This is a genomic window from Terriglobia bacterium (genome assembly GCA_020072645.1).
GTDB lineage: Bacteria > Acidobacteriota > Terriglobia > Terriglobales > Acidobacteriaceae > Angelobacter.
Map to the genome: position 1 here is coordinate 251,997 of JAIQGK010000006.1, position 25,614 is coordinate 277,610.

The 25,614-nt window shown below is 54.2% G+C and carries 23 protein-coding genes; 12 read left to right on the forward strand and 11 right to left on the reverse strand.

From position 1 onward, the window contains the following. Positions 1–22 precede the first annotated feature (22 nt). Both treS and malQ read left to right on the forward strand, forming a co-directional pair. Positions 23–3,334 (forward strand): maltose alpha-D-glucosyltransferase, encoded by a 3,312-nt coding sequence (treS, locus tag LAO76_11140; GenBank protein MBZ5491475.1) that lies wholly within the window; start codon positions 23–25, stop codon positions 3,332–3,334. Next, positions 3,331–4,863: a 4-alpha-glucanotransferase gene (malQ, locus tag LAO76_11145; GenBank protein ID MBZ5491476.1), complete on the forward strand. Its 1,533-nt coding sequence runs from the start codon at positions 3,331–3,333 to the stop codon at positions 4,861–4,863. Before treS ends, malQ begins: the two co-directional genes overlap by 4 nt. Positions 4,864–4,874: 11 nt before the next feature. Here malQ and LAO76_11150 read toward each other — a convergent pair whose 3' ends face one another. The 4 genes from LAO76_11150 to LAO76_11165 all read right to left on the reverse strand — a co-directional run bounded on the left by LAO76_11150 (position 4,875) and on the right by LAO76_11165 (position 7,904). Next, complete coding sequence (locus LAO76_11150) at positions 4,875–5,612, reverse strand: 4'-phosphopantetheinyl transferase superfamily protein (GenBank protein MBZ5491477.1); 738 nt, start codon at positions 5,610–5,612, stop codon at positions 4,875–4,877. A 132-nt stretch (positions 5,613–5,744) separates the two neighbouring features. Further along, the gene (locus LAO76_11155; protein ID MBZ5491478.1) at positions 5,745–6,626 is read right to left on the reverse strand and encodes a carbohydrate kinase; all 882 of its coding nucleotides are present in this window, start codon (positions 6,624–6,626) and stop codon (positions 5,745–5,747) included. Positions 6,627–6,638: 12 nt separating this feature from the next. After that, the gene (locus LAO76_11160) at positions 6,639–7,076 is read right to left on the reverse strand and encodes a recombinase family protein (GenBank protein MBZ5491479.1); all 438 of its coding nucleotides are present in this window, start codon (positions 7,074–7,076) and stop codon (positions 6,639–6,641) included. A 351-nt stretch (positions 7,077–7,427) separates the two neighbouring features. Then, a complete protein-coding gene (locus LAO76_11165) occupies positions 7,428–7,904 on the reverse strand; it encodes a VOC family protein (protein MBZ5491480.1) in 477 nt (158 codons plus the stop codon). Between the two features lie 179 nt (positions 7,905–8,083). On the opposite strand from LAO76_11165, the gene LAO76_11170 reads away from it, so the two are divergent. Both LAO76_11170 and LAO76_11175 read left to right on the forward strand, forming a co-directional pair. After that, on the forward strand, positions 8,084–8,233 hold the full coding sequence (locus LAO76_11170) for a hypothetical protein (protein ID MBZ5491481.1): 150 nt from the start codon (positions 8,084–8,086) through the stop codon (positions 8,231–8,233). 11 nt (positions 8,234–8,244) lie between these two features. After that, positions 8,245–8,412, forward strand: coding sequence for a hypothetical protein (locus tag LAO76_11175; GenBank protein ID MBZ5491482.1), 168 nt, complete (start codon positions 8,245–8,247; stop codon positions 8,410–8,412). 18 nt (positions 8,413–8,430) lie between these two features. Here LAO76_11175 and LAO76_11180 read toward each other — a convergent pair whose 3' ends face one another. After that, positions 8,431–9,363, reverse strand: coding sequence for a retropepsin-like domain-containing protein (locus tag LAO76_11180; protein ID MBZ5491483.1), 933 nt, complete (start codon positions 9,361–9,363; stop codon positions 8,431–8,433). A 416-nt stretch (positions 9,364–9,779) separates the two neighbouring features. Between LAO76_11180 and LAO76_11185 the strand changes: the two genes are divergently transcribed. Both LAO76_11185 and LAO76_11190 read left to right on the forward strand, forming a co-directional pair. Then, the gene (locus tag LAO76_11185; GenBank protein ID MBZ5491484.1) at positions 9,780–11,102 is read left to right on the forward strand and encodes an amino acid permease; all 1,323 of its coding nucleotides are present in this window, start codon (positions 9,780–9,782) and stop codon (positions 11,100–11,102) included. A gap of 141 nt (positions 11,103–11,243) precedes the next feature. Beyond that, on the forward strand, positions 11,244–12,224 hold the full coding sequence (locus LAO76_11190; protein ID MBZ5491485.1) for an amidohydrolase: 981 nt from the start codon (positions 11,244–11,246) through the stop codon (positions 12,222–12,224). A gap of 38 nt (positions 12,225–12,262) precedes the next feature. Here LAO76_11190 and LAO76_11195 read toward each other — a convergent pair whose 3' ends face one another. Beyond that, positions 12,263–14,200, reverse strand: coding sequence for a tetratricopeptide repeat protein (locus tag LAO76_11195; protein MBZ5491486.1), 1,938 nt, complete (start codon positions 14,198–14,200; stop codon positions 12,263–12,265). Between the two features lie 825 nt (positions 14,201–15,025). After that, complete coding sequence (locus tag LAO76_11200) at positions 15,026–15,502, reverse strand: transposase (GenBank protein MBZ5491487.1); 477 nt, start codon at positions 15,500–15,502, stop codon at positions 15,026–15,028. A gap of 444 nt (positions 15,503–15,946) precedes the next feature. Between LAO76_11200 and LAO76_11205 the strand changes: the two genes are divergently transcribed. The 4 genes from LAO76_11205 to LAO76_11220 all read left to right on the forward strand — a co-directional run bounded on the left by LAO76_11205 (position 15,947) and on the right by LAO76_11220 (position 19,246). Beyond that, on the forward strand, positions 15,947–16,339 hold the full coding sequence (locus tag LAO76_11205) for a hypothetical protein (protein ID MBZ5491488.1): 393 nt from the start codon (positions 15,947–15,949) through the stop codon (positions 16,337–16,339). Between the two features lie 159 nt (positions 16,340–16,498). After that, complete coding sequence (locus LAO76_11210; protein MBZ5491489.1) at positions 16,499–16,732, forward strand: hypothetical protein; 234 nt, start codon at positions 16,499–16,501, stop codon at positions 16,730–16,732. A gap of 172 nt (positions 16,733–16,904) precedes the next feature. After that, positions 16,905–17,399 (forward strand): ferritin-like domain-containing protein, encoded by a 495-nt coding sequence (locus LAO76_11215; protein ID MBZ5491490.1) that lies wholly within the window; start codon positions 16,905–16,907, stop codon positions 17,397–17,399. 137 nt (positions 17,400–17,536) lie between these two features. Then, the gene (locus tag LAO76_11220) at positions 17,537–19,246 is read left to right on the forward strand and encodes an isovaleryl-CoA dehydrogenase (protein ID MBZ5491491.1); all 1,710 of its coding nucleotides are present in this window, start codon (positions 17,537–17,539) and stop codon (positions 19,244–19,246) included. A gap of 294 nt (positions 19,247–19,540) precedes the next feature. Here the strand turns inward: LAO76_11220 and LAO76_11225 are convergent, their stop codons facing one another. Together LAO76_11225 and crcB are read right to left on the reverse strand one after the other, a co-directional pair. Further along, positions 19,541–19,873 carry a DUF190 domain-containing protein gene (locus LAO76_11225; protein MBZ5491492.1) on the reverse strand — a complete coding sequence of 111 codons (333 nt, stop codon included), beginning with the start codon at positions 19,871–19,873 and terminating at the stop codon, positions 19,541–19,543. Positions 19,874–19,917: 44 nt separating this feature from the next. Beyond that, complete coding sequence (crcB, locus tag LAO76_11230) at positions 19,918–20,310, reverse strand: fluoride efflux transporter CrcB (GenBank protein MBZ5491493.1); 393 nt, start codon at positions 20,308–20,310, stop codon at positions 19,918–19,920. A gap of 256 nt (positions 20,311–20,566) precedes the next feature. Here crcB and LAO76_11235 point away from each other — a divergent pair, with 256 nt between their 5' ends. Next, a complete protein-coding gene (locus tag LAO76_11235) occupies positions 20,567–21,397 on the forward strand; it encodes a CHAD domain-containing protein (protein ID MBZ5491494.1) in 831 nt (276 codons plus the stop codon). A 6-nt stretch (positions 21,398–21,403) separates the two neighbouring features. Beyond that, positions 21,404–22,921 (forward strand): Ppx/GppA family phosphatase, encoded by a 1,518-nt coding sequence (locus LAO76_11240; protein MBZ5491495.1) that lies wholly within the window; start codon positions 21,404–21,406, stop codon positions 22,919–22,921. Here LAO76_11240 and sixA read toward each other — a convergent pair. Together sixA and ppk1 are read right to left on the reverse strand one after the other, a co-directional pair. Next, a complete protein-coding gene (gene sixA, locus LAO76_11245; GenBank protein ID MBZ5491496.1) occupies positions 22,873–23,403 on the reverse strand; it encodes a phosphohistidine phosphatase SixA in 531 nt (176 codons plus the stop codon). The two genes, LAO76_11240 and sixA, sit on opposite strands and share 49 nt — an antisense overlap. A gap of 3 nt (positions 23,404–23,406) precedes the next feature. Then, a complete protein-coding gene (ppk1, locus tag LAO76_11250; protein ID MBZ5491497.1) occupies positions 23,407–25,551 on the reverse strand; it encodes a polyphosphate kinase 1 in 2,145 nt (714 codons plus the stop codon). Positions 25,552–25,614 lie beyond the last annotated feature (63 nt).

Sequence of the window (25,614 nt, forward strand, 5' to 3'; positions counted from 1 at the left end):
CTATTCAGTTCACTCTGACCGCATGCCGGATTGGTACAAAGACGCAATCATCTACGAAGTTCATGTCAGGGCCTTTTTCGACAGCGTTACCGATGGGATCGGTGACTTTGGCGGATTGACCCAGAAGTTGCCCTATTTAGAAGACCTTGGCATTACCGCGATCTGGCTTCTGCCGTTCTGTCCCTCACCTCTTAAGGACGACGGATATGACATATCTGATTACGTGGATGTGCACCGTTCTTACGGCTCATTGAAGGACTTTCAGCGCTTCATGCGTGAGGCAAAGCGCCGCGGCCTGAGAGTAATTACCGAGCTGGTGCTCAACCATACGTCTGACCAGCATCTCTGGTTTCAGCGTTCAAGGCGTGCGCCCCCGGGCAGCCGCTGGCGGGATTTTTACGTTTGGAGCGATACCTCGGACAAGTATCGTGACGCGCGCATCATCTTTAAGGACTTTGAAAGCTCCAACTGGACGTGGGACCCGGTCGCCAAGGCCTATTACTGGCATCGATTCTATTCACACCAGCCGGACCTCAACTGGGAAAATCCAGAGGTCCGCAAGGCCATGTTTGCCGCTATGGATTTCTGGTTCGATCTGGGCGTGGACGGCCTGCGCCTTGACGCGGTGCCATACCTGTTTGAGCGCGAAGGAACAAACTGTGAAAATCTGCCGGAAACCCACGCCGCTTTAAAAGAGCTGCGCAAGCATGTGGACGAAAAATACCAAGGCCGCATGTTGCTGGCGGAAGCCAACCAGTGGCCGGAAGATGCTGTCGCGTATTTCGGTAAGGGCGACGAGTGCCACATGGCATTTCATTTCCCCATCATGCCACGCCTATTCATGGGCCTGCGCATGGAGGACCGCCACCCTATCACGGAGATCCTGCGCATAACGCCGGCGATTCCGGAAAATTGCCAATGGGCCATGTTCCTGCGCAACCATGATGAACTTACGCTGGAGATGGTGACGGACGAAGAGCGCGATTACATGTACCGCACCTACGCACAGGACCGCGGCATGCGGATCAACCTTGGCATTCGCCGGCGGCTTGCGCCGCTGCTGGAAAATGATCGCCGCCGTATTGAACTGATGAACGCGCTCCTGCTCTCCCTGCCCGGAACCCCAGTCCTGTATTATGGCGACGAAATCGGCATGGGCGACAATATCTATTTGGGTGATCGCAACGGTGTTCGCACGCCGATGCAATGGAGCCCGGACCGCAATGCCGGTTTCTCCCGCGCCAATCCGCAGAAGCTTTACCTGCCGGTAAACATTGATCCGGAATATCACTACGAAGCGCTCAATGTAGAGACGCAGAATAACAACTCACACTCTCTGCTGTGGTGGATGAAGCGAATGATCGCGCAGCGCAAACAGCATCCGGCCTTCGGACGTGGGAAGATGGAAATCCTGTTCCCCACCAACCGCAAGATATTGGCTTTTGTGCGTGAGTTTGAGGACGAGAAGATCCTGGTGGTAGCCAATCTTTCGCGCTTTACTCAATGCGCGGAACTGGACTTATCCAGGCATCGTGAAGCCGTGCCGGTGGAAGTTTTCGGTCGCAACCGTTTTCCCGCGATCACCGAACAGCCCTATCTGCTTTCCCTGGGACCACATGCCTTCCAGTGGTTTCATCTGCAGCCACTTGAGCAGAGTCAGGAATCGTTTTCCGTTACGGCGCGAGCGGAAGACATACCTGTACTTGCAATGAACGCACAGGAACTCTTCAACACGGCCACGCGGAACAATATTGCGAAACTGCTTCCGATGATCCTGCGCAGGCGATCATGGTTCATCAACAAGCATCGTACGATCCGGCAAGTGAGTATCCATGACGTAATCGCTTTGCCAGAAACCATGGCGCATATTCTGCTGATAAACGTTGAATATACTGATGGAGAACCAGAGCAGTTCACCGTTCCGCTTTCGCTCACGACAGGGGAACAGGCCGAAACGATTTTGCGGGAAAAACTCTATACGGTCCTGGCAAAGGTAAAAGGCCTGCCTGATCCACAGTCCATTCTCTATGGATCGGTCTTTGACCGGCAGTTCAATGACGCATTGCTAAAGGCCATGCTGCGCCGTCGCCGGATCAAGGGAGAAAAAGGAGACATTGTTGGAACGCATACGCGGGCTTTTCGTGAAGCCTGGGGTCGCGTCCGCTCCAATCTGGAGCCGCAGCCGCAAACGCTGGATGCGCACAAGATCCAGGTAACGTTGGGACAGGATTTTGTTTTCACCATCTATCGCGAAGTGGAACAGGGGCCGAACCCGGACCGTGAAATTGGGGAGTTCCTGACGAACCATACGAACTTTGCTCATATTGCCCGCACACTGGGGGCGATCGAATACCGCGTAAGGCAGGAAGATGAGAGCGAAGAAGTGACAACGCTCGGGACTCTTACGGCCTACGTTCGCAATGCAGCAGATGGTTGGACATACACGCTGGACCATCTGGGACTTTTCTTTGAGCGCGCGCTGGCCATTGGCGAAGATGATCCGCGATTGAAGGAACTGACCTCAGGCACTCCCTTTGCCTTGTCCTCTCAACCGGTCCCGCGCGTCATTACTGAATTGCTGGGAGGCCATGCTGAAACGGCGGTCCTGTTGGGGCGCTGCACCGCTGAATTGCACGCTGCGCTCAGCAGCCATCCGGAGATGCCGGAATTTGCGCCCGAGCCTTTCACGGAGTTCTATCGTCACAGTCTTTATCATGGATTTCTGGCGCAGATGAATAAGTCGCTTGATGCGCTTCGCCAGCAAGTGGAGCATTTGTCCGGTGCGGCGCATGAGGAAGCGCGGGCCGTGCTGGAGCAACAAGCTGCCCTGGGGGAACGCTTCAACGCCCTTCGAGACATGCGCATTTCTGGGATGAGAATGCGCCATCATGGCGACTATCACCTGGCAAATGTGCTTTACAGCGGCAGTAATTTCATCATCAAGAATTTTGATGGAGACTATACAAGGCCCATGAGTGAGCGACGCATCAAACGATCGCCCGTTAAAGATGTTGCCAGCATGGTCCGCTCACTTCACTATGTGTCGCACGCGGTGCTCTTCAATCATGTTCCCGGAATTGTTCCTACGCAGGATGACTCGCGCCTGGAACGCTGGGCCAAGGCCTGGTATCAATGGGTAAGTGCGCTGTTCCTGCGGGGATACTTTGAAACCGCCGGCGCCGCTGACTGTTTGCCGCAAACCCAGCCGGAAATCAAGGTCTTGCTTGATGCCTTCACGCTTGAAAAGGGATTGATGGAAGTCGAGTATGAACTTCGGCACCGGCCGGATTGGGTGCGAATTCCTCTCCACGGAATTCTGGAACAACTGCAATGATATTTCCTCGATCAGCCGGCATACTGCTGCATCCCACGTCCTTGCCTGGCGCTAATGGAATAGGCGAATTGGGAGCGGAAGCGCTACGTTTTTGCTCGTATCTGCATGATGCAGGCATAAAAATCTGGCAGGTGCTGCCATTGAATCCAACCGGATACGGCGATTCACCTTATCAAGCGCTTTCGGCATTTGCTGGAAATCCGCTGCTCATCAGCCTGGAAGCGCTGGTTGAAGAGGGATGGCTTGAGAAGGAAGACTTGCAACGATTGCCGGAGTTTCCCACAGATCGGGTGGATTTCAGCAAAGTGATTCCATGGAAATTCAGTTTGCTGCGAAAAGCGGCTTCTAAGTTTTTCGCATCCGTGAAAATCGAAGTCAAAGCTGATTTTGAGAAATTCGTCCAGGAAAACCAGGCCTGGCTGAATGGCTATGCTCTTTTCATGGCTGCCAAAGATGCGCATCAGGGCAAAGTGTGGACGGAATGGGACCCGGATCTGGCTGCGCGCGAACATTCAGCCATTGCAAAATGGAGAGAAAAGCTCTCATTTGAAATCGCCGCTTACAAGTTCTGGCAGTTTGAGTTCTTTCGCCAATGGAATGTGGTTCGAGAGAATTGTGCGCGTCTTGGGATTCGCATTATGGGCGATATTCCCATTTATGCTGCGCATGATAGCGCTGACGTGTGGGCGCATCCAGAGATGTTCTGGCTGGATGAAAAGGGAAGTCCGCTGAAAGTTTCCGGCGTCCCTCCAGATTACTTCAGCGCCACCGGACAGCTCTGGGGAAATCCACTGTACCGCTGGGACACGATGAAGAAGGACGGCTACCGCTGGTGGATTGATCGCGTGCGCGCCTCGCTCAAGATGTTTGACATAGTGCGGCTTGATCATTTCCGCGGCTTTGAAGCATATTGGGAAATCCCCGCGGGCGAGCCGACAGCGATGCACGGCAAGTGGGTCAAAGGTCCCGGCGCTGAACTCTTTAAAGTCCTTACGGACAAACTTGGCCCGCTGCCGATTGTCGCCGAGAATCTGGGCGTGATTACGCCGGAAGTGGAAGCCATCCGGAAGCAATTTGGCTATCCAGGAATGGCGATTCTGCAATTTGCTTTCAGCACTGATCCGCAGGCGCCTACTTTTCGTCCGCACAATTATGAGCAGCAACTTGTGGCTTATACCGGCGGGCATGACAATGATACCATGTTCGGATGGTGGCGTTCCGGCGTGGCCCAAAGCACGCGTACTCAAGCTGACGTAAGAAGAGAGTATGCCGATGCACAGAATTACTTCGGCGTCAGCGCAGCCCAATTTAATGAAGAAGTAAACTGGATCTTTATTCGCGAAGTCATGAAGTCCGTGGCAAACACTGTCCTATTTCCCATGCAGGATGTATTGGGACTTGGCAGTGAAGCGCGCATGAATACCCCTGGCACCCTTGGCGGCAACTGGACGTGGAGGTTATGTCCCGACAGCCTTCGCGAGGCGGACCAGTGCCGGTTGAAGCTATTCACCGAAATGTACGATCGCTAGATATCATCAGCTCACAATCCCCAGTCCCATTCTCGATATTCAAGTTTATGATCTTTTCCTTCAAGGATGATGGCTGCGGCATAGCCCTCAGGGGCAGGAATACTGTACATGCTCCATCGCGCCGCCTCATCGGGAGAGGCTTCAACGCGCAACAGGCTGGGCTTGACTCCCGATCCAAACGCGACTTCAAAACTATCCAGCGGGAGTGATAAGCCCTGTCCCACTGCTTTGATGTAGGCTTCTTTTCGTGTCCAGCAACTGAAAAATGCGGCGGCCCGTTCTGTGGCGTGCATTGCCCGCAACCTGGCTACTTCTCCGGGCGCAAAGAAGCGCTGTGCAATTTCATCGGTCGCAAACTCCTGGTTGATATACTCAATATCAACGCCAATACAGGCATTGCTCACCACGCCCAGAAGGGCGCGGTCGCGGGAGTGCGATAGGTTGAATTTCAATCCAGACTCGTTGAATTCTCCGGCAAGCTCCGGTTTTCCGTTTGCAGCGTAGAAAAATATGATTTTTTCAGGCGTCACATTCAGGTACCCCGCTAGAATCGATCGCATGGCCGCGCGAGCTGCAATGAAGCGGACTCTGTCCCGGTCAAAATGGAAACGGTCAGCTCGCTGATTTTCATCTGGCGAAAGAATATCCCGATATCGGTCAGCCTGCTCTCTGGGCAAGGCAATGTCGAACTGCCAGAGATGGACTGTGCCTGAAGAAATCCTCTGAGGGGCGATCGAGCTTAAAGCCATGTTCGGGTTCCTATTTGCGAGCGGTTGAAATGGCGCTCAAGACATCCTTTCATCATCTGAGCGACACTTTACCAGAGAGGCAAGCAAATGTGGCAAGACTGTGTGACGATTCACCCCATACGAAAAGGGATTCTAGAGGGCCAGGGCCTCGGCCACGGTCCATTTGGGCGTTCCTCCCGATCGGCTGGCTACAAGTGCGCCGACTCGGTTCGCGAATGCGGCAATCCTAGAAACGGTCCATCCGGCGTTCATTCCGTGGAGAAGAGCGGCGGAAAAAGCATCCCCGGCGCCAATGGTGTCCGCAACGGACATCGGAAAGCCGGGAGCTTCAAGATATTCATTCCCAAGCAACAGCGCACATCCTTTTGGCCCTAGCGTGATGCATATGCCATCAAGCTGGAATGCGATGAGGCAGTTGCGGCAGAACTGCTCAAGTGAGTCGCCCTGGAGCCCGCCAATCTCCCTGAGAGTGGAAACTTCCTGCTCATTCAACTTGAGAATGTGCGCCCGCTGGGCAAGTGTGCGGACGAGTTCAGGCGTGAATGAACCGACGCGGAGATTTATGTCGTAAAAATACTTTGCGGCCGGGGCAGCCGCCATGAGTTGCAGTGTGAGGTCATGCGCGAGAGCGCTCATCTGTTGCAGAGTGCCAAAATAAATCCACGCGGGCGCGGGATTGACCAACGCATCAAATTCAGCCGGGCTGAGAGCAGGGAAGTCATACGCGGCGGGGCGATGAATTGCATAATGCGGTAATCCCTGTGAATCCAGAGCAACCGTGACAGTTCCAGTAGGCTGATCGGGCATTCGCCGGATGAAGCGTGTTGACAGGCCCGCTTCCTCCATTTGTTCAATGGTCTGTTGCCCATGCCGATCGTTACCCACGGCGCTGACAAAGCAGACTTCATGTCCCAGATTATGTGCGTGCCATGCGAAGTTGAAAGGCGCGCCGCCGAGATGCTCAGAGGAGGGAAGAACGTCCCAGAGCACCTCGCCAGCGGAGACGATTTTCATCCAGAAAGCATACTAGACCATCTTCAGCAGCCGTTCGCGGCGTTCTTCCCAATCGTCACTGGAGAAAATGTGGGGGCCAACTTCAATGAGGCGCGGAAGCATGTTAAACACTGAAACGGGGGTCCAGAGACCGCCGGTGCGTGTGTGCAGACCGCGTTTGTTCAGCTCCGCGGCCACCAGGGTAATGGAGTAATCCTGGACGATCAGCTCCATCATCTGGACCAGGACGGCGCGCTCGTTGGGATCTTCTTCCAGGCGGCTGCAGTCGGACGCAACCCGCAAACCATAAGGTATCTCTTCTACAATGATCGGCTGTTCCGCCTCGTCACTTGCGATTTCACGACGCCATTCCATTGCAACCAGTTTCCAGCCCGCCTCAGTTTTCTGGCGGACATACTCCAGATCAACCGAACCTGTTACCACTTCACGAATGCGCTCAACTTTTGCCATTGAGACCTCCTTCTCCAAAGAAGCCTGGGACGAAATTCCTGTACTGATGGTAGCCAAAATCAGAGTCTTACATGTTACGGGCCAAGCAAATCGAATGCCAGATGGCGAAGCGAGCGCAAACGATTTGATCGACGTTACTTAGACGCGCAACAGCGCCGAATGTTAGAAACCGCGGTGATCGCTTTCGAAATTACACGTGCGAAAATGAACAGTGCGATTCGTCCCTGATTTGACATCTATTGCAGAGCGGGCTCGCGGGCAGAGTAAGACGGCACCTTCTATCTGGTCACAGTCACGGAGCGAAACATAGTCGTGCCAGACCCATCCGGTTGAAGAAAATCGGAGGGCTGTCTACTCCTTCGATGATGCCATCATGCGAGACAGACGCGCCTGCCGCTCCTCTTCCGTGGTCTCCTCGACACGGGTCGCAATCGTCCATACGTGTCCCGAGGGATCCATGACCCAGCCGATGCGGTCACCCCAGAACTGGTTCTGCACTGGGAACAGCACTTTGGCTCCGGCGGCGATTGCACGTTCCACGGTCTTATCCACGTCTTCAACATAAACGTAGATCACCACCGGCGAGCTGCCGTCTAGAGCAGGAGGATGGCTTGGCACGCCGGGCCATTCCGCCTCGATCATAATCATTGCCGGGCCAATGGTCAGCAGGGCATGAGCGGCGCGTTGGTCAGGGCCGGGACGACGCACGCGCTCCAAGGCGCCAAACGTATTTACGCAGAAATCAATCTCAGCTACAACATCGCGGCAGAAGAGCCTCGGTATGATGGCCGAGGCGCCCTCGGGTATCCCTTTGGTGGCAGTTGTCATGAATACCTCCAAACTCCAGCATAGAATCCTGTTGCCGTGTCTGTATTGTAAAAATTTGAAGTGGCAGAAGAATTTTGCTGTCAGGCCGCTCAGAGATGCAAGCCAAATCGGGCACGCTAGAGGCGACACGCGAGGAGCAGGTGATCATCTTAAAAAATAGAAACTGAGGTAGCGACACGATGATCCGGAAGCTGAAGTCTGGCGAGTATCGATTGTATTCGCGCAAGAAAAACGCGAAGACAGGCAAGCGCCGCAATCTGGGAACCTTTCCAACCATGGAAAAGGCCAAGGCCCATGAGCGCGCGGTGCAATACTTTAAACGCCATTAGAGGAGACAAATATGCCGAGCGAGAAACAGAGAAGCGCTGCACGCAAGAACATCAAGAAAGCCGCAAGTGCGGCAAAAAAGAAACGCACGATCGCGCACTTGCCCAAGTCAACCAGAACTGCACTGGGGAAGCAGGCAGCCAAGGTCGCGAAAGAGAAGCGGCACAAGAAAGCTGCGTAAGATCGGACTGAACAAAGATCAGGGCTGCTGGAAAGATGCCATCGTAAACGGGCCGGGAGCCGGGCTGAAGATGACCGTGGCATTTGTGCGATCAAAGAATACTGACCGGAACGGAGCTGCGGGAAGCAATCCATCCTGGTGGTCGGATGGTTTTTGGAGATCGTTGTGCAGGACCACGACTTGCGTTTGCGGCAGGTGAGAGCCGGCGATGGAAACGTCGTGCAGGAGAATAGTGGAAGCCCTGTTGTCTGCCAGGTTGGTCGCAACCTGCATCAGGCAATTGGCTTTTCCGCATGAGCGATCCGTCGCAGCTATGCGGTCGTGGAATATCAGGAACTGCGCAATGCCGGAGTCGAGCGCCAGCTTCCAGCTTCCGGTGGGAGAAGCTTCAGATCCAACCTTAATCAGCAATCGTGACTCATTGATTTCCACGGGAACACGCAACCCCGCCGGCGCTTGTGCGGATTCAGGGAAAGGATAAAGTTCCAGCGTGCGATGTTCGTAGTCGAGACGGAAAGAGAACTGGAGCAGAAAATTCATGCCCAGCACGCCCCGAATCTTCCGGTCCAAAGCAGTAAGTTGCGGGAGCGGCACGGCCAACGCTTCCTGGTTTGAAACGGATGCAGGCCCCACACGGAACGTCTGGAAATAATAACGAGGTACATCTGTGGCGCTGGCCAGGCTCGCCAATGTGAGCTTGTCTTTGGGTTGCAAGGCCAGTTCCGTTGCGAGCTGCGGATCAATCAACGTGGTGTTGGTGCCAGTATCAATCAAGAAATCAAAAGGCCCGCGATCATTGATGGAAACGCTTACGACCATTAAATAACCAGCGATCACTCGGACGCGAAGATGAGTGTTGGTGTCCGATTCAGGATGGGGCGCGGCAGATGCGGGCACGGCCCAGCAACAGAACAGCAGAATGAATGCGAGTTTTTTTGCGGCACGCGCCATTCGTCTTCCTTTGGGGCCCTGTAAGTCGGCCCCGAGGGAAGCCGTGACAAAACTATCGTGAACGCGATTGAGCTCGTGAGAAAGATGACTTTTGGTCGCAGCACTTGTGGGAGCGGGTAGTGGGTGGGTGACAGCCAGAGCGGTTTACGATTCGCCGGCCCTTGGGACCAGGGAAATTAGTGCTGCGCTTAACCGCATAAATACTGGGCTTTCGCCTAAATCAGATTGGGATGTGCCGCGAGAAATCCCGCCAGAACGGTTGTATTACTACCTTGATTACGTTACTTTGCGACAACAGCTCCACGGGACGTTTGTCACTCTGGGAGTGATCAACATCACTGCAGTTTCAAGCGCTGGGCGCGAACAACGCAGACCGAAAGAGCAGCGCGTGGTAGAATCACGCGGCCTTCACGCTCATGTCCACTGAACTCAGACGCTCCATGGGGCTTACCGCTGCCACGTCAATGGTGGTGGGAATCATTGTGGGCGCGTCTATTTTTGTGCAACCCGCAGAAGTAACCCGGCTGGTTCCGAGCCGAAGCGGCGTAATTTTGGCCTGGCTGGTTTCAGGCGTGCTCACGCTATGCGCCGCGCTGGTGTGTGCAGAACTCGCGCGTCTGTTCCCGGACACTGGGGGCGTGTATGTCTTTCTGAAGCACATCTATTCTCCGGCCCTGGGATTTCTCTGGGGATGGACGATGTTCTTTGTTATGCATGCAGGGATCCTGGCGGCCATTGCGGTGGTGCTGGCGCGCTACCTAGGATATTTTTTCGGTTTTGGCGACACCGGCGTTCGGCTGCTGGCTATGACTGCGATTCTGCTTGTCTCTTTTATCCAATATTTAGGCGTGAAGCCAGGAAGTGCCGTTCAGGTGATTCTTACCATGGCAAAGGTCTGCGCAGTCGCATTGCTATGCGCGCTGATTTTTACGCTGGGAAAAGCGGCGCACCAGGACGTAATCGCATCCCCCGACCAGTCGGTACACTTGGCGTCTTTTGGTCTCGCGGTGGCTGCGGGCCTGTTCGCCTTCGGTGGCTGGCACATGGTTTCATATTCGGCGGGGGAAACGCGAAATCCGGAGCGCACCATTCCGCGCGCTTTGATCTTTGGCGTGTTGATCGTAACCGCCTGCTACACGCTTTTGAATGGCGCATATCTTTACGTAATGCCGCTTGGTTCAGTGGCCGCTTCTACGCGCGTTGCGGCCGATGCCATGGAACGCGTTCTGGGTCCCGTGGGCAGCAAGGCGATCACGGTGGTGATTATTGTGTCGGCGCTGGGATCGCTAAACGGGATTGCGCTAGCGGGACCGCGAGTCTATTACGCCATGGCACAAGACCGCCTGGCTTTTCGATGGATGGCGGCGCTCCATCCCAAACGCCAGACTCCTTATCTCGCGATTGCCGCGCAGGCCGTGTGGAGTTGCGTTCTGGCGGCCACAAATTCTTATCGCGCGCTTTTTAGCCGAGTGATTTATACAGAATGGTTGTTCTTTGCGCTGCTGGCCGCAGGAATTTTTCTGCTGCATCGGCGCGGCCAGTACAAGCCAAAATTCCTCGCTTTTGCCTATCCGCTGCTGCCGGCCATTTCCTTTGTCACATCGGCTGCCATCGCCGTAAACCAGATCTGGGCCGCTCCGCGTGATAGTTTCATTGGTCTGGGCTTGCTTCTTATGGGGCTTCCAGTATATTTTTTCTGGGCCCGTCGCAATACGATCAATAGAGCAGCAACGCCGTAATTTAGGGAGACGCTGCCGTACCAGGTTTCTACGCGACGGCGATAAAAACAAAATTCAAACAGAGATGCGAAACCGAGAGATCCTGGTTGCGATAGGGATTCCTCACCTTCGCAAGCTCAGGGTTCGGAACTTCAAAAAAATATGCCGATCATCGACTTTCATAATCACTACTATCCGCCAGAGTACATGAAGGCCATTGAGCAGGGACCAAGCGCCGTGCGCATCGACTACGACGCCGAGGGCAATCCTCAACTGCATTATCCCGGCGACTACAACGTTGCTGTGCGCGGCCATCGCGATATCGCCTATCGCGCCCAGGTGCTGCGCGACGCCAAGATCGACACTCAGGTCATCACTCTCACCACGCCGGGCACGCACATTGAAGAGCCTGCGACCGCCATCCGCCTTGCGAAGATCACCAATGATGCCTTTGCCCGCGCTGTCTCTGACTATCGCGGCCTCTACGTTGCTCTGGCCACGCTGCCGCTCTGTGATCCCGCGGCCTCGGTTGCGGAACTACGCCGGGGAATGGAGCAGCTTAAATTTCGCGGCGCCATGGTCTTCAGCAACATCAACGGCGTCGCGCTTAGCGACCGAAGTTTCTGGCCGGTTTGGGAAGCCGCGAATGAACTCGGAGCCATCGTTCATATTCATCCCACAAATCCTGTAGGTGTGGAGGCCATGCTCGACTATTGGCTGATGCCTCTTGTCGGTTTCCTTATGGACACAACGCTGGCCGCCGCAAGCCTAGTCTTCAGCGGTGTAGCTGAGCGTTTTCCGAACATCAAATGGGTCCTTGGACATCTCGGCGGCGCGATTCCATATCTTGCCGAGCGCCTTGATCGCGGTTATGAAGCGTTTGCCGACTGCCGCAAGAACATTTCGCGCCCTCCAAGTTCCTACCTCAAAAAGTTTTACTTCGATACCGTCAACTTCGATCCGCACGCGCTGGAACTGGCCGTGAGCTTTGCCGGCGCGAGCCAGATCCTTGCGGGCAGCGACTACCCGCACCAAATCGGCTCGATCCCAAAGATGCTGGAGAGCTTGAAAGCGATGGGGGTGACAGAAGAAGAGCGGGCGATGATCCTGGGTGGGAATGCGAAGAGGCTGTTGGGGATTTAGGGGCTGTTCACACTCCAAGAGGTGAAGAGAACGACGGATTATGGACAAATCCCCGACTGCAAAATCTCTCCTATACTTTCGGGTACAATGCTTTGCCACTCTGCATTGTTTGCGAGGTTCATCCCCGTGCCAGCAGGATTATAGAAAGTTGCGGAGACTGATCTTATTTTACGAGCGCCACAGTCGATTTGGTAATTTGTGATGGTGTGGTTAGGCGAATTAGCATGTTGTGCTTTCAGCCACAGCGCAGCGATACTGCCGGATCCGAAATCCAAGGTCTTCAGATCAATAAAATAATGCACGTTGTTGTCCCCGGTTGAGAGCTGTTGCCATCTATCGATTGGATAAGAGATGTCGGCGTTTGTTGCGCGTGAGAATTCCGCGGCTGCTGACCGAAAATGCCCATTTGCCCATTCGGCATTCCCTCGTTTCTGATAAAGCTCAGCAATCGTAAAATCATTGAAGTTCTCTTTTTTTTGACTGAAATTACCTCTATTCATGGCGGGGAAGTACTTTTGTCGCAGCCCTTCAGCTAAGTTCTCGTCGGAGATGTCACCCAGTTCCGGATAAATCCGCTTGATTTGCGACGGGTTCATTAATACAACGAGATCTCGAACTTTTACTCCTATAGCTTGGGTGTAGTCCTGGATTGCTGCGTCGAAATTCCCCATTTTGAAATAGGCATCTGCTCGATTTGCGTAACTGCTTTCCAGATAGACGTCGGAGTGGCCCTTTTTGAGTGCAAGACTCTTTGAAAAATCGCTCACTGCTTCGAAATAGCTGCCAATATCTATTTTTGCCAACCCGCGATCATTATAGGCAGTGGCATTATCAGGTTGTAGCGCAATTGTCATATCATAGTATTGAATAGCTTCTTTGTAGCGCTTTAAAGTAAGGCACTCTTGAGCTGCATCGGCTGTAGCGGCGGCGAATTTCGGATCGAGCTTTGCGGCTGCTTCGAAATAATTTAGGGCTTTCTGATGAGTTAAAGCCCTGAACCCACCTTTAGCGCCTGTAACCTCTGAAATATCGTGTGCCGCCGCTTGGGACCAAAAGGCCATCTTCTGCGTTATTCTTCCCAAGAAAAAATGAATAAGCGGTGAATCGCTTTTTAGAGAGAGCGCCCTATTGAGATCAGAGAACGCTGGTGCATAATATTGTTCGTTGTATGTGGTAAATGTTGTGTAGAAAAGACCACGAAATAAAAACGAGCGGTAATCGTTCGGGAAAGTTGCAACAAGCTGATCAAAATGCTTCCGTATTAGAGCTGTTCCCGATGCTTCCTCGTCAGGCTTAACCCCGCCAGTATTGAAGACATTAAGGGCACTGTCCGGATTTGTCTTCACAGCAATTTCCAGGTCATTGAGAGTTTCCTGATATTTGCTATCCAGAAAATCTGCGTATGCCCGGAGGCCTAAGATCGAAGCCTCATCCGTCACTGCGATTCGCTTGTTCGTGCTTGTTTGCCGCCGCGATATAGCGGAATCGAGGTCATGTTTAATCGCATCCAGATCCGGCTTCTGCAGCAGCAGCGAATACGTAGCTCGCATAACATATGCATCAGCATAATCGGGATGCTGTTGGATTATTTCGGAGAGATTCGCCGTAGCCTCTTTTAGCTTTATCTCATCCTTGCTGTTGCCGACTTTCTGCAAAATATTGAGAGTCTTTTCGCCGAGATCCCGCTCCTCTGGTGAAGGAACCGTTAATTGTGCGTCCGTCTGTGCACTAAATTCAGGAATGCTCTTAGCTTCGATGAGCAGAGCTTCGCGTTGCTTTGGCGTGGCTGAGAGTTTGGGGGCTGCGGCCGCAGGAATGCGCTCACCATGGCGGCTTGCGTAGACTAAAAGAATGCCAGCGGTGATTATTGGAAGGCCAATCAGGATCCAGCGTAGCTTTCTCGTTCTTGCGCTGTTAGTTTTTTCAAGTACAGGCTTTGTACCTTGCGTGGCCATGCTGGCGAGGAATACTACCAAATTATTCGCTTCCGGCGTAGGGAATTACGATCTCGCGAATCATAAATATTAGCTGCTTGGCAGTTTCAGTCGTCCCCAAAGCGGATTCTATTCTTCTCTTCGCGTTTACCCACTGTTGAAACGGCGGGCTATTGCCGTCTGTCCCGCTGCGCGGGTCTGGCGAGTGGCTCTCCGTTTCCCGACGCTAACGAAGGCCGGGTTCGATGCATCCGTCAATGCATTGGCGCCAGCACCGTAGGCGTCGTAGAAAAGGAAAGCCCAAGAAGCCACAGCCGAGGGCGGCTGTGCCACATGTGCATGGGAGTTTTAAAAATCGCACAGCCGAGGGGCACCTCAATCCCAAGGAGCCAACCCCGGGGCTCATCGGGACCCCAAGGCTGTGCCACATGTGCATGGGAGTTTTGAAACTGCACAGCCGAGGGCACCTTCACCTCAACGAGCCAACAGCGGGCTCCCACCCGGCCAGGCGAAAAGCGTTGCCTGTCGGGGAACCCGGGCTCGTCGGGGACCTTCCGGGGCTGTGCCACATGTTAATGGAAGATATTAAAGGCTCATCGCCGTTTGTCGGTCGGTGCCACATATGCATGGAAGGTTTTAAAAGCGCAGCTGAACGTGGCTATGAGGTTTTAAAAATCTTTCACCGGCGAGGGCGCCGGTGCCACATGTGCATGGTGTTGGTGTAAATTGTTGGGTTGGTTGTAAATTTTTGAATCACCAAACTTGTTTGGACTTTTTCAAGAATTCGTCAAAAGCCAGTCCCCTCGGGCTTATCAGGCACTCATTAAGAGCCAGACTCATGTGGCACAGCCGCCCCCGGCTGTGTTCCTATTTTTTGTTCTTATCCTCTTGCCATAACCAAGGATAGTCTTCCGGTCTGGAAACCAACCCTTTTCTGACTGGATTCTGTCTTACATATTCGATCTTCTGCTCCAGGCTCTCTGCATGCCTTATCACATGATCAAAAGACTCATCCTGCCAGACAGTGCCGCTTCTTCTTAAGGCTTTGTTCACTGTATGAGATGATGCACTTTTGATTGCCCCGATAATTTCTTCAAAGCTGTAAGTCTCGCCTTTGGCGTCTTCGAGCGGCAGAAAAATCATGTGTACATGGTCCGGCATTACGACGGCGACATGGAGCCGCATTTTGCTGCCATTGTCATGAAGGCAGTGTTTCAGCGTTATGTCGCGCGCCGCTGGCGGCAGTTCCCATCTGAGGTATGTGTCAAAGGTGATGAAGTGTTCCCGGCCTGAAAGCTCAATGTGAGGCAGGTTTCTCCGGTAGTTGTATTTGCGAACCTTCATGGTGGTTCAGAATTTATAACATCCCATACACATGTGGCACCGGCGCCCTCGCCGGTGAAAGGTTTTTTAAAAAGCAGCACAGCCGGGCGCGGCTGTGCCACATATGCGTGGGAGACTTAAAAATTGTTCGTATTTAGTTGCACTACTCTCGGAGGATTATTCTCCTTATATTCGTCCCATAGCGAGCAATAAGTAGCTAGTAACTGGCAGCTATCCAAGTCGGAGCACAGGTTGAGATTCGGGCCTTTTGGAAAGAGAGCGCCCAGGCGGCAGGTTAAAAGAAGTTCTTTGACAATCTGGCGATGGTGCGATGGTCTTGGCAATTTCATCCTAACTATTGCACCAGCCCGAAAGGCGAAATCTGCAATGAGCGGCCAGCCATGTCACACTGGCCTATGACTGTGGCATGATAGATAGCATTTATTGTTCTAAGACCAGCCGCCTATGCCTGTCGTTCTCAAGATCGATCCGCAGCGCAGAGTTGTGCATTCCGCGTTTTACGGCAGGATTACCGACGCTGAATTACTCGGACATCGCAAACGCATTGCTTCTGACCCGGACTTCAATCCCGAGTTTGCCGACATTGTGGACTTCAGCGACGTGAGCGATCCGGACATCACAGAAAACGCTATCGGTGCGCTGGCGGCAAACCCCAGCCTGTTCAACGCTTCAGCAAAGCATATCGTGATTGCGCCTGCGGCCGTAGTGTTTCGGTTGGGGGCCAGGTTCAAGGATCTCGCCCGGTCGTCGCGACCGAACTTTCACGTCGTGAAGACGAGAGCAGAAGCCTACAAACTGCTGCCGGGCGGGAATAAACCAAAGTCGGGCCAGCACTAGAGTTTTTCCCTGCCAGGTCATAGCGAAAGACCGCGAATTCAGCGCGTGAATCCCGCAGCTCTCGAATTCGAGAGCTGCTCCTTATTTCCAGACAGAACAAGGACGAGTTCTTCCATCCAATCTGTTAAGCACCACTTATGTCCAATCTAAGGAGCAACTATGGAAGATAAAAACAAGATGGATCAGCAATCTGGCCGCCCGAATCGCGATCAGGAGACGGAAAAGAAGCCGTCGCAGGGTTCGCAGGATATTAATCGGCAAGGCCAGGGCAACGTTCAGCAAGGCCAAGGCAACGTTCAGCAGGGCCAGCAAGGCCAACAGGGCCAGCAAGGCCAACAGGGCCAGCAGCAAGGCCAACGCGATCAGCAGGAACGCGAAAAGAAGCCTGCCTAGCAGGTACGTTATCTGGCGCGATGAACGACGCCAGGGTCTGGGAAATCACCATCCCCCCGGGGAACGGGGATGGTGATATCGGGCCGTTACGGCGCATCGCGCGCTGGAGGCGCAGCACGATAAACTTCATAACAACTTCACGTCGCATATCGAAACAAAGGGGAGAAACGCAATGGAAATGGAATCCTTGAGAGACCTGTTTATTGATGAGTTGAAAGATCTTTATTCCGCGGAAAATCAGATCCTGAAAGCCTTGCCCAAGATGATTAAAAAGGCGAGTTCCAAGGAACTGAAAAGTGGCTTTGAGCAGCATTTGAAAGAAACCCAGGGGCATGTGGAACGCCTGGAGAAGATTTTCAAGGAGCTGGATGAGAGTCCACGGGGAAAGAAGTGCAAGGGCATGGAAGGCGTGATTGCCGACGGCAAGGAACTAATGGAAGAGGACGCCGAGCCTGAAGTGATGGATGCCGGGCTTATCGGCGCAGCGCAGCATGTTGAGCATTATGAAATTGCCGGCTACGGATGCGTAAGGACATACGCCGAATTGATGGGCGAGTCCAACTTCGCCAGCCTGCTGCAGAAGACGCTGGATGAGGAAAAAGCAACCGACGAGAAACTGACCAAGCTCGCACAAAACATCAACGTGGAAGCAGAAAAAGCGGCTTAAGCTTCATCGAGGCGTAAGGCCCTGTGTTTCTGGAACCAGAACGCAGGGTCTTTTCGCGTGGGTACTCTAAGGTTCGGCAGCAGACACAAAATGAAAGTCGTGCCGTTGCGCTGACTCTGGTTCATAATGAGAGCATTATGACGGCTTCCAGCAGACAGATCAGCCCGCAGCCGACCTCGTCACTATCTGAACCGGCAGATGCCAACAGCGATCAACTGGCGCCCAATCAAGTTCCGCCGCTTACCGGTTACAACCTCTTCTTGAGCGACCGCACACTCGCGCAAGCAGTGGAGCGTGAAGGCGCAGGCTGGGCACGCGAGCAGATCACTGAGCTTGGGCGATTGCTCGGCACAGAAGAGGCGCAGCGCTGGGGCTTTGAGGCCAATGAGAACAAGCCGGTGCTGCACACGCATGACCGCTTTGGCAATCGCCGCGACGAAGTGGTCTTTCATCCGTCATGGCACAACCTGATGCGGACTTCGGTGGCGAACCGGCTGCACTGCCTGCCATTGGAAGCCGCGCGACCCGGCGCTCATGTTGCTCGTGCCGCGCTGATGATGCTGACGGCACAGAATGAAGCTGGGCACACCTGCCCGGTATCGATGACGTTTTCCGCGGTGGCTTCATTACGCGAAGAACCAGATCTGGCTGCCGAATGGGAGCCTCGCATAATGTCGTCCACGTATGATCAGCGGTTTGTGCCGCCCAAGGAGAAGTCCGGCGTGCTGCTGGGCATGGGCATGACGGAAAAGCAAGGCGGCTCCGATGTGAGGGCCAACACCACACGGGCTGAGCGGATTGGAAGCTCGCGGGAGTACCTGATCACCGGACACAAATGGTTTGTTTCCGCGCCCATGTGCGACGCGTTTCTCATTCTGGCGCAGGCGCCGCAAGGTCTTAGCTGCTTTCTTCTTCCACGCTGGACTTCCGACGGCAAACGCAATGCGTTCCATATCCAGCGGTTGAAAGACAAGATGGGCAACCGCGCGAATGCGTCCAGTGAAGTTGAGTTTGAGCAAGCGTGGGCCCATGTGGTGGGCGAAGAAGGAAGAGGCGTGCAAACCATCATTGAGATGGTGAATCACACACGCCTGGATTGCGCGATTGCCGGTGCGGGGTTGATGCGGCAGGCGCTGGCGCAGGCTGTCCATCATGCGCGTCATCGCGAAGCTTTTGGGAAGTTACTGATTGATCAGCCGCTGATGCGGAATGTGCTGGCCGATCTGGCGATTGAGTCTGAGGCCGCAACTTTGCTTATGGTCCGGCTGGCCCGCGCGTTCGACCACCGTGACTCGGATGAGCGTGAACGCGCCTTTTGCCGCGTTGCCACGGCCATCGCCAAGTACTGGCTATGCAAGCGCACGCCAGTACAAGTGGGTGAGGCGCTGGAGTGCCTGGGCGGTAACGGTTATGTGGAAGAGTCGATCATGCCGCGGCTCTATCGTGAAGCGCCGCTTTATTCCATCTGGGAAGGCTCCGGCAACGTTATATGCCTGGACGTGCTGCGCGCGCTGACCAAGGATACTGCTACGGTGGACGCTCTACTTGCCGAGTTCCAAACCACTGCCGAATCTGACCAGCGGCTGGATGCGTATGCCAAAAACATTGGTGGGCGATTGGCCACGGCTGCCGGCGACAAATACGCGGCCAGAGACCTGACGGAAAAACTGGCTCTTGCGCTTCAGGCATCATTGATGGTGCGTTACAGCTCTCCGGCGATGGCAGAAGCGTTCATCACTTCACGGCTGGCGGGGCAGCATGGGAATGCATTTGGAACGTTGCCGGCGGGAGTGGATGAAAAAGGGATTCTCAATAGCGTGATTGAGTCGCTGGCGATGCCAAAATAAAAAAGTCTTCGCGACCAGCGTTCAGCCGCGAAGACTCCACCAAGGAAAGAAAAACAGAAGATCACAGAGGCTAGCGATAGGCTCGGCAGGAGACTCTGTGCCCTTCTTTTGGTTCCCTATCCTAGTAGTGCAGTAAGCCGCTGATTCGTTTCAAGGATTTTTGAATTAATTAAATTCTTTGCATGGTCGGCGCATCGGTCAGGGCTTGGCGCGAGCATTGGACAGGGAATCCGCGGCAAGGCGGCCAAGCGGCAAGATGCTGAATGGGATTCATTGACGGTCTGCGATTTCGGCTTATTCCAGCGATCCTGCCTCTATCGTCACGTTCTCGCGCACGATAAGCCGCTGTCCGGCCATCTCTTTGACTGTGGGCAGCACGCGGTCAATGTGTTCCGCGGTATCCACAAAGGTAAGCACCAAAGGGAGTTTGCCACCGGCATCGACCAGTGTTGTCGTTTTTACCCGCCCGCGACCGGTAAAGCCCGCCACGGCGTGCAGCACCGTGGCGCCGGCAATCTGCTGGTCGCGCAGATACTTCAGCAATTCCAGATGAAGCGGCCTGCGATGCCATTCGTCGGCTTCACTGAGGTAGATCGAGATCTGCACAGCAATGCGGGATGAACTCATGGGTGAACAATTGCTTATTTCTAAGCAAAATTCTACACCGCAAATTAAATCGCGCGCGCAATCATTGCTCCTGCCAGGACCGCTACCAGGCAAAGCACATTGTTGGCCAGGATGTTGGATGCGAACAGCGCCCAGTGTCCCCGCTCATAATATGACATCGTCTCAAAAGCATAGCTGGAAAAGGTGGTATAGGATCCGCAAAACCCAATGGCCACCAGCAGCCGCCATTTCGGATCGGCGAAGACTCGTTCCGTGGTCCATATCAGGAAAAATCCCACCAGTAGGCTGCCGGTAATGTTGATGAGCAGCGTCCCGACCGGAAATGCCGCGTCAGTAAAGCGAGTGATAATCCGGCTGAGGAAGTAGCGCAGGTTAACGCCAAGAATGCCACCTAGAGACACCCAGAGATAGGGTTTCCAATCAATCAGAGATTGCATACTGATGGCTCCAAAAGTGAATTTTGGTAGGAGTCATCAGCCGTCAGAGGGCGGTTAAAGGCGAACTCCATCGCCATGAGTATTAAAACATGGAATAGCGTAACCCGAGCAGGTAAATCTGTCAGCAAAATGCAAATTAGGAAAAGAAAATGTTTTAAATATGCACATTAAATGAGGCATTTTACCCAAACCGGCTAATCTAATATAGTGGTTATCGCTTTTAACGGCCCTCCCCATGACTCTGTTGGAAAAACGTATGCGAGGTCTCAATAGGGACCTTTTGACTGCCTTCTCCAAAGTGCTTGGCCATGCCAAGCCAAAGAGCGTCCATCGCCTGCGTATCACTATTCGCCGGATTGAAAGTCTAGTCAGCTACGCTAATCCAGACCTGGGAAAAAAAGAGGAACGTACCTTGAAAAAGATGGCGGACTTGCGTAAGCGGGCAGGGAAGGTTCGTGACTTCGATGTCCAAACAGATATTCTGGAGACCTTGGGCAATGGGTCCGCCATCAAAGAGCGCGAAGCTTTGACAGAGCTTCTGCAAAAAAAGAGGGAGCAGCGCGCCAAGAGGCTGGAATCGGCCCTGAAAAAACTCCACGGAGCCAAGTTTTTGAGCCGTCTTGACCATATCGCGGAACTGGCTGGAGAGCTACAAGACGGCAAAAATCGTGTGGCTCCTTTGGAAAAGGCCAAAGCTCAGCTTACGGAAATGGCTGATGACTTTGGATCCAGCGAAACAATAAAGCCGAGCCGGCTACATGAAACCAGGGTCGCTCTGAAGCATATCCGTTACACGGCGGAGCTGGCCGAAGACTCAGCCGAGCAAAAAGAGCTTATGCGCGAACTTAAGTCGGTTCAGGATGCGATTGGCGATTGGCACGATTGGCTGGAGTTGACCGAAAAGGCGGAAAAGCGGTTTTCTGATCGCGCAAACTCACCTCTTTTGCGGGAGGCGCGTACTGTGCTTAGCGCCCGCCATTCAGATGCAATCTCCTCGGTGAAGAAACTGTTTACCAAAGCGCAGGCCCCCGCTAAAAAGCCTTCGCGTTCCGACCGGTCTTTGCCGACTGCCGCCCGTTCTGCCTGATAAAACATGCCCGTCTTTGCCGCAGTTGATATCGGTTCCAACTCAGTGCGGCTCAGTATTGCCGAACTTCGGCGTGGACGCCTGGTTTCTCTGCACCAGGACCGCGAGGTGACCCGCCTGGGTGAAGGCGTATTTCGCGACGGCAATCTCGATCCGCAGGCGATGGCCCAGACGCTGAAGGTGCTGCGCCGTTTTCACCGCGCGGTGCAGGGTCATGCCGTGGACCGGACGCGTGTTATCGGGACCAGCGCACTGCGTGACAGCAACAGCCGCCGCCTTTTTGAAGAATGGGTGAAGACCGTTACCGGCTGGAACCTTGAGGTTGTGAGCGGTCTTGAAGAAGGCCGTCTCATTCATTTGGGCGTGGTGTCAAACATGCGCACGCCGCCACCCAAAATGTTGCTGATTGATCTGGGTGGAGGCAGTTGCGAACTCACTCTCTCTGAAAAAGGGCATATCAAAGAAATTGTCACGCTACCTCTGGGCGCGGTCCGGCTGACGCAGGAGTTTATCCATCATGATCCGCCTACAAAACCGGAGCTGAAGCGGCTGCATGACTTTATTGTGCAGGAAGCCGCTAGCATATCGCGCAAAATAACGCGTGCCGCAGTGCGCGCGGTGATTGCTACCTCCGGGACAGCAGCGGCACTGGCGGGAGCGGCGCAGTCTTTGCATCTTAGCCGGAGCGGTGGCGTCTCCCTGGCCATTGCGGAGAAGCTCTCCCGCAGGCTGGCAAAAATGACCGATCGGCAGCGCGCGGCAATCAAGGGCATTAATCCCAAGCGCGCGCAGATCATCGTGGCCGGCTCAGCGGTGTATGCGCATGTGCTTGACGCTTGCGGACTGAAGGGGTTTCGATACTCTCCACTCGGACTGCGTGATGGAATTTTGGCGCAGATGGCCGCTGAATATGACCAGCACACCCGCTCACACCGCCAATTGGAAGCTGACCGCCAAGACGTGCTCATGAACACCGCCCGCCGATACGGGGTTGACCTGGAAAATGCCGAGCAGGTGCGCAAGCTGGCCCTTGCTCTTTTTGACCAGACCCGGCGCATGCACGGCCTGAGCAAGGATTGTCGTGAATGGATTGCCGCCGCGGCAATTTTGTATGAGGTTGGAACGTACATCAATCCGGTTGGCCTGCACCGCCACGCTTACTATGTGATCTCGCGCTCGGAACTGTTTGGCTTCACTCCCTTGCAGCGAAAAATTATTGCAACAATCGCGCGCTTCCAGGGGAACTCCAAACCACAATTTCGCGACCGCCTCATCAAGTTGCTGCCGGCTCAAATCCGGTCAGACGTGATCAAGAGCACGGCGCTCTTGCGGGTGGCGCGCGCTTTAAATCAAGGCAGGCTTTCTGCCGTGGAATCCATTCGCGTGGTGGCGCGCGGCGGGGAAGTGACGCTCAACGTGGAGGCGGGCCGCGCCGGCGCAGATTTGGAGCTGTGGGCTGGAGAAAAAGAGCGGGCTTATTTCCGCGAAGTCTTTGGCCGTGAGCTTGACTTCAAGCTGGTCTGAAGCGTTCGCGCGATTTTGGGCGTCACCAGCCAGTCCAGCGTGCCGGTGCGTCCGTTCATCTCCACGCGGGCGACGGCGCCTTTCTTGAAGTCAATGTGCGTGGCGCCGTTGGGGCCGGAAATCGATTTGCTCAGGAACTCCGTAAAGCTTGGATTGTGCCCCACCACCATGATGGCATCGTAGCTCTTATAGCGCGCCAGAACTGTCCGAAACTGTTCGAAGCCGGCTTCCGGGCGCAGGGCGTCTTCGATTTGTACGGCTCCCTCAAACGCTAATTCATTGGCCACCAGAGAAGCTGTCTGGCGCGCCCGTTTGAGCGGACTGCTAATGATCTGATCAACCTGGACATCCAGGTTCGCCAGCAGACGGCCGATATAACGAACTTGCAGAATGCCTTCTTCATCCAAAGGGCGGCGTTCGTCCTTCTTTGGGTTCAGCATGGTTTTACCGGCGGAAGCATGACGGAAAAAATATATAAGCATAGGCTATCGGGCAAGCACCTGTCTTTTGCGCCGGCCAATGGACCTTCTGGGCCGGGGTGTGGCTGGTTCAGGAATATCGGCTGCCGTGGCTGTGCCTTCTGCCACGGCAATCAGGAACTCCTGGGCTGAAAAAGCTGGTTCTCTACTTTTACGTGCCGGTCGTGTGTAGTGTCCGTTACGGTCCAGAAAGCGCGCCTTTACGTTGTCTGCGAGATAAGCAGCCAGTATCTCGCTTTTTACACGTTGCTTCAAATGCGGATCCAGCACTGGACATAGAACTTCAACGCGTTCATAAAGGTTGCGTGGCATCCAGTCAGCGCTTGAGATGTAGACTTCATCTTCACCGCCATTTTCAAAATAAAAAATACGCGTATGTTCCAGCAATCTGCCCACGACGCTGCGGACAACAATGTTGTTGCTGATACCCGGCACTCCCGGCCGTAACGAGCACATGCCGCGCACCGTAAGATCAATGGGAACGCCTGCCTGCGACGCCCTGTATAAAGCCTCAATCACGTTTTTATCGAGTAGCGAATTCATTTTGGCGATAATCCGCGCCGGCCTTCCGTTGGCCGCGTGCTCGGCTTCGCGATGAATCTGCTCCAGCGTGGTTGCGGCAAGGTCGATCGGTGAAATGGCTAGCGGAGTGTAACTCGGCGCTTCAGCATAGGCGGTGAGATAGTTGAATACCGAGTGAACCGCCGAGGTGATATTCGGCGCAGCCGTGAGCAAGCTCAGGTCCGTATAGAAGCGCGCTGTTGTCGGATTGTAATTGCCTGTTCCGATATGAACGTACCGTCGCGTCTTGCCGTCAGGATCATGGCGGACGAGCAGACAAAGCTTGCAATGGGTCTTGAGGCCCACCAGCCCGTGATAAACCTGAACACCCTCGTCTTCGAGCGTACGTGCCCATTGGATATTCGAGGCCTCGTCAAAGCGCGCCGTCAATTCCAATACGGCAGTCACTTCTTTCTCAGCCGCGGCGGCGGCGATCAACGCTCCCACAATTGGCGAATCTCGGTTGGTGCGATAGATTGTCTGCTTCAGAGAGATAACGGCGGGATCCGTTGCCGCGCTCTCAACGAAATCCACCACCGCATCAAAGGAATCATAAGGATGGTGGAGCAGGATGTCGCGCTTGCGCAGCTCCGCAAAGATGTTGGGAGTGTTGGGCGGAAGCCGCAATTCACGCGGCACAAATCGCTTAAATTTCAGCTCAGGCCGCTCGATCTCATAAAAATTGAAGAGTCGGGAAAGGTTTACCGGGCCTTGCGTGTAAAAAATTTGCCAGTCCTCAAGTTCAAAGGTCTGCTGCAGCCGTCGGGCAATTTCCGCACTGGCATTGGCGTCAATCTCCAGCCGCACAGCATCACCTTTACGACGACGGTGCAGTTCTGTCCTGACGGACTCAAGCAGGTTGCGCGATTCTTCCTCCTCGACATACAGATTGCTGTTTCGGGTCACACGAAATGACGCAGCCGAGACAATTTCATACCCGCGATACATCGTGGCCGCGTGATACGTGAGAAGATCGGCGAGAAAAACGTAATCTATGCCAGTCTGCGATGGCAGGCGTACCAGGCGAGGAAGCACGCGCGGGACGGTAATCACACCCATGTAAGTGCCGCTGGCCCGCCGCTTGCGTTTAAGCAACAATGCAATGCAGAGCGCCTTGTTCAGCACGCGCGGAAAAGGATGCGCCGGATCCACCGTTACAGGCGTGAGCAGCGGATCAACTTCTTTTTCACAATAGGCGTCTATGAAGGCTTCCTGCTCCGGAGCAAGATCTTTCAAGTCCAGAACGCGTATGTTTTCCTTTGCCAGCGCGGGCATTAACCTGTTGTTCCAGCTATCGTACTGCTCCTGGACAAACTCGTGCGTTTCTCTGGCAATCAACTCGCGCTCTTGCTGGGCGGAAAGCGCATCAGGACCGGCATCAATGTAGCCTTCTTCAATGCGCTGCAGAAGACCGGCGACACGGACCTCAAAAAATTCGTCAAGATTGCTCGCCGTGATCGCCAGAAACTTTACCCGTTCCAATAGCGGATTGTGGTAATCGTTCGCTTCTTCAAGCACACGACGGTTAAATGCAAGCCATGAAGTCTCACGATTGATGTAAAGGGACGGATCTGATACTGACCGGTTCATGCGCTGGACAGAGGCAGGTCTGGAGCCATTGTTCGTTGTTTGATGCCTCCCGATCATTGTACT

Excerpts from the sequence above, each read along its gene's own strand:
- treS (MBZ5491475.1), top strand. The coding sequence starts at position 23 with ATGCCGGATTGGTACAAAGACGCAATCATCTACGAAGTTCATGTCAGG.
- malQ (MBZ5491476.1), top strand. The coding sequence starts at position 3,331 with ATGATATTTCCTCGATCAGCCGGCATACTGCTGCATCCCACGTCCTTG.
- LAO76_11150 (MBZ5491477.1), bottom strand. The coding sequence starts at position 5,612 with ATGGCTTTAAGCTCGATCGCCCCTCAGAGGATTTCTTCAGGCACAGTC.
- LAO76_11155 (MBZ5491478.1), bottom strand. The coding sequence starts at position 6,626 with ATGAAAATCGTCTCCGCTGGCGAGGTGCTCTGGGACGTTCTTCCCTCC.
- LAO76_11160 (MBZ5491479.1), bottom strand. The coding sequence starts at position 7,076 with ATGGCAAAAGTTGAGCGCATTCGTGAAGTGGTAACAGGTTCGGTTGAT.
- LAO76_11165 (MBZ5491480.1), bottom strand. The coding sequence starts at position 7,904 with ATGACAACTGCCACCAAAGGGATACCCGAGGGCGCCTCGGCCATCATA.
- LAO76_11170 (MBZ5491481.1), top strand. The coding sequence starts at position 8,084 with ATGATCCGGAAGCTGAAGTCTGGCGAGTATCGATTGTATTCGCGCAAG.
- LAO76_11175 (MBZ5491482.1), top strand. The coding sequence starts at position 8,245 with ATGCCGAGCGAGAAACAGAGAAGCGCTGCACGCAAGAACATCAAGAAA.
- LAO76_11180 (MBZ5491483.1), bottom strand. The coding sequence starts at position 9,363 with ATGGCGCGTGCCGCAAAAAAACTCGCATTCATTCTGCTGTTCTGTTGC.
- LAO76_11185 (MBZ5491484.1), top strand. The coding sequence starts at position 9,780 with ATGTCCACTGAACTCAGACGCTCCATGGGGCTTACCGCTGCCACGTCA.
- LAO76_11190 (MBZ5491485.1), top strand. The coding sequence starts at position 11,244 with ATGCCGATCATCGACTTTCATAATCACTACTATCCGCCAGAGTACATG.
- LAO76_11200 (MBZ5491487.1), bottom strand. The coding sequence starts at position 15,502 with ATGAAGGTTCGCAAATACAACTACCGGAGAAACCTGCCTCACATTGAG.
- LAO76_11205 (MBZ5491488.1), top strand. The coding sequence starts at position 15,947 with ATGCCTGTCGTTCTCAAGATCGATCCGCAGCGCAGAGTTGTGCATTCC.
- LAO76_11210 (MBZ5491489.1), top strand. The coding sequence starts at position 16,499 with ATGGAAGATAAAAACAAGATGGATCAGCAATCTGGCCGCCCGAATCGC.
- LAO76_11215 (MBZ5491490.1), top strand. The coding sequence starts at position 16,905 with ATGGAAATGGAATCCTTGAGAGACCTGTTTATTGATGAGTTGAAAGAT.
- LAO76_11220 (MBZ5491491.1), top strand. The coding sequence starts at position 17,537 with ATGACGGCTTCCAGCAGACAGATCAGCCCGCAGCCGACCTCGTCACTA.
- LAO76_11225 (MBZ5491492.1), bottom strand. The coding sequence starts at position 19,873 with ATGAGTTCATCCCGCATTGCTGTGCAGATCTCGATCTACCTCAGTGAA.
- crcB (MBZ5491493.1), bottom strand. The coding sequence starts at position 20,310 with ATGCAATCTCTGATTGATTGGAAACCCTATCTCTGGGTGTCTCTAGGT.
- LAO76_11235 (MBZ5491494.1), top strand. The coding sequence starts at position 20,567 with ATGCGAGGTCTCAATAGGGACCTTTTGACTGCCTTCTCCAAAGTGCTT.
- LAO76_11240 (MBZ5491495.1), top strand. The coding sequence starts at position 21,404 with ATGCCCGTCTTTGCCGCAGTTGATATCGGTTCCAACTCAGTGCGGCTC.
- sixA (MBZ5491496.1), bottom strand. The coding sequence starts at position 23,403 with ATGCTTATATATTTTTTCCGTCATGCTTCCGCCGGTAAAACCATGCTG.
- ppk1 (MBZ5491497.1), bottom strand. The coding sequence starts at position 25,551 with ATGAACCGGTCAGTATCAGATCCGTCCCTTTACATCAATCGTGAGACT.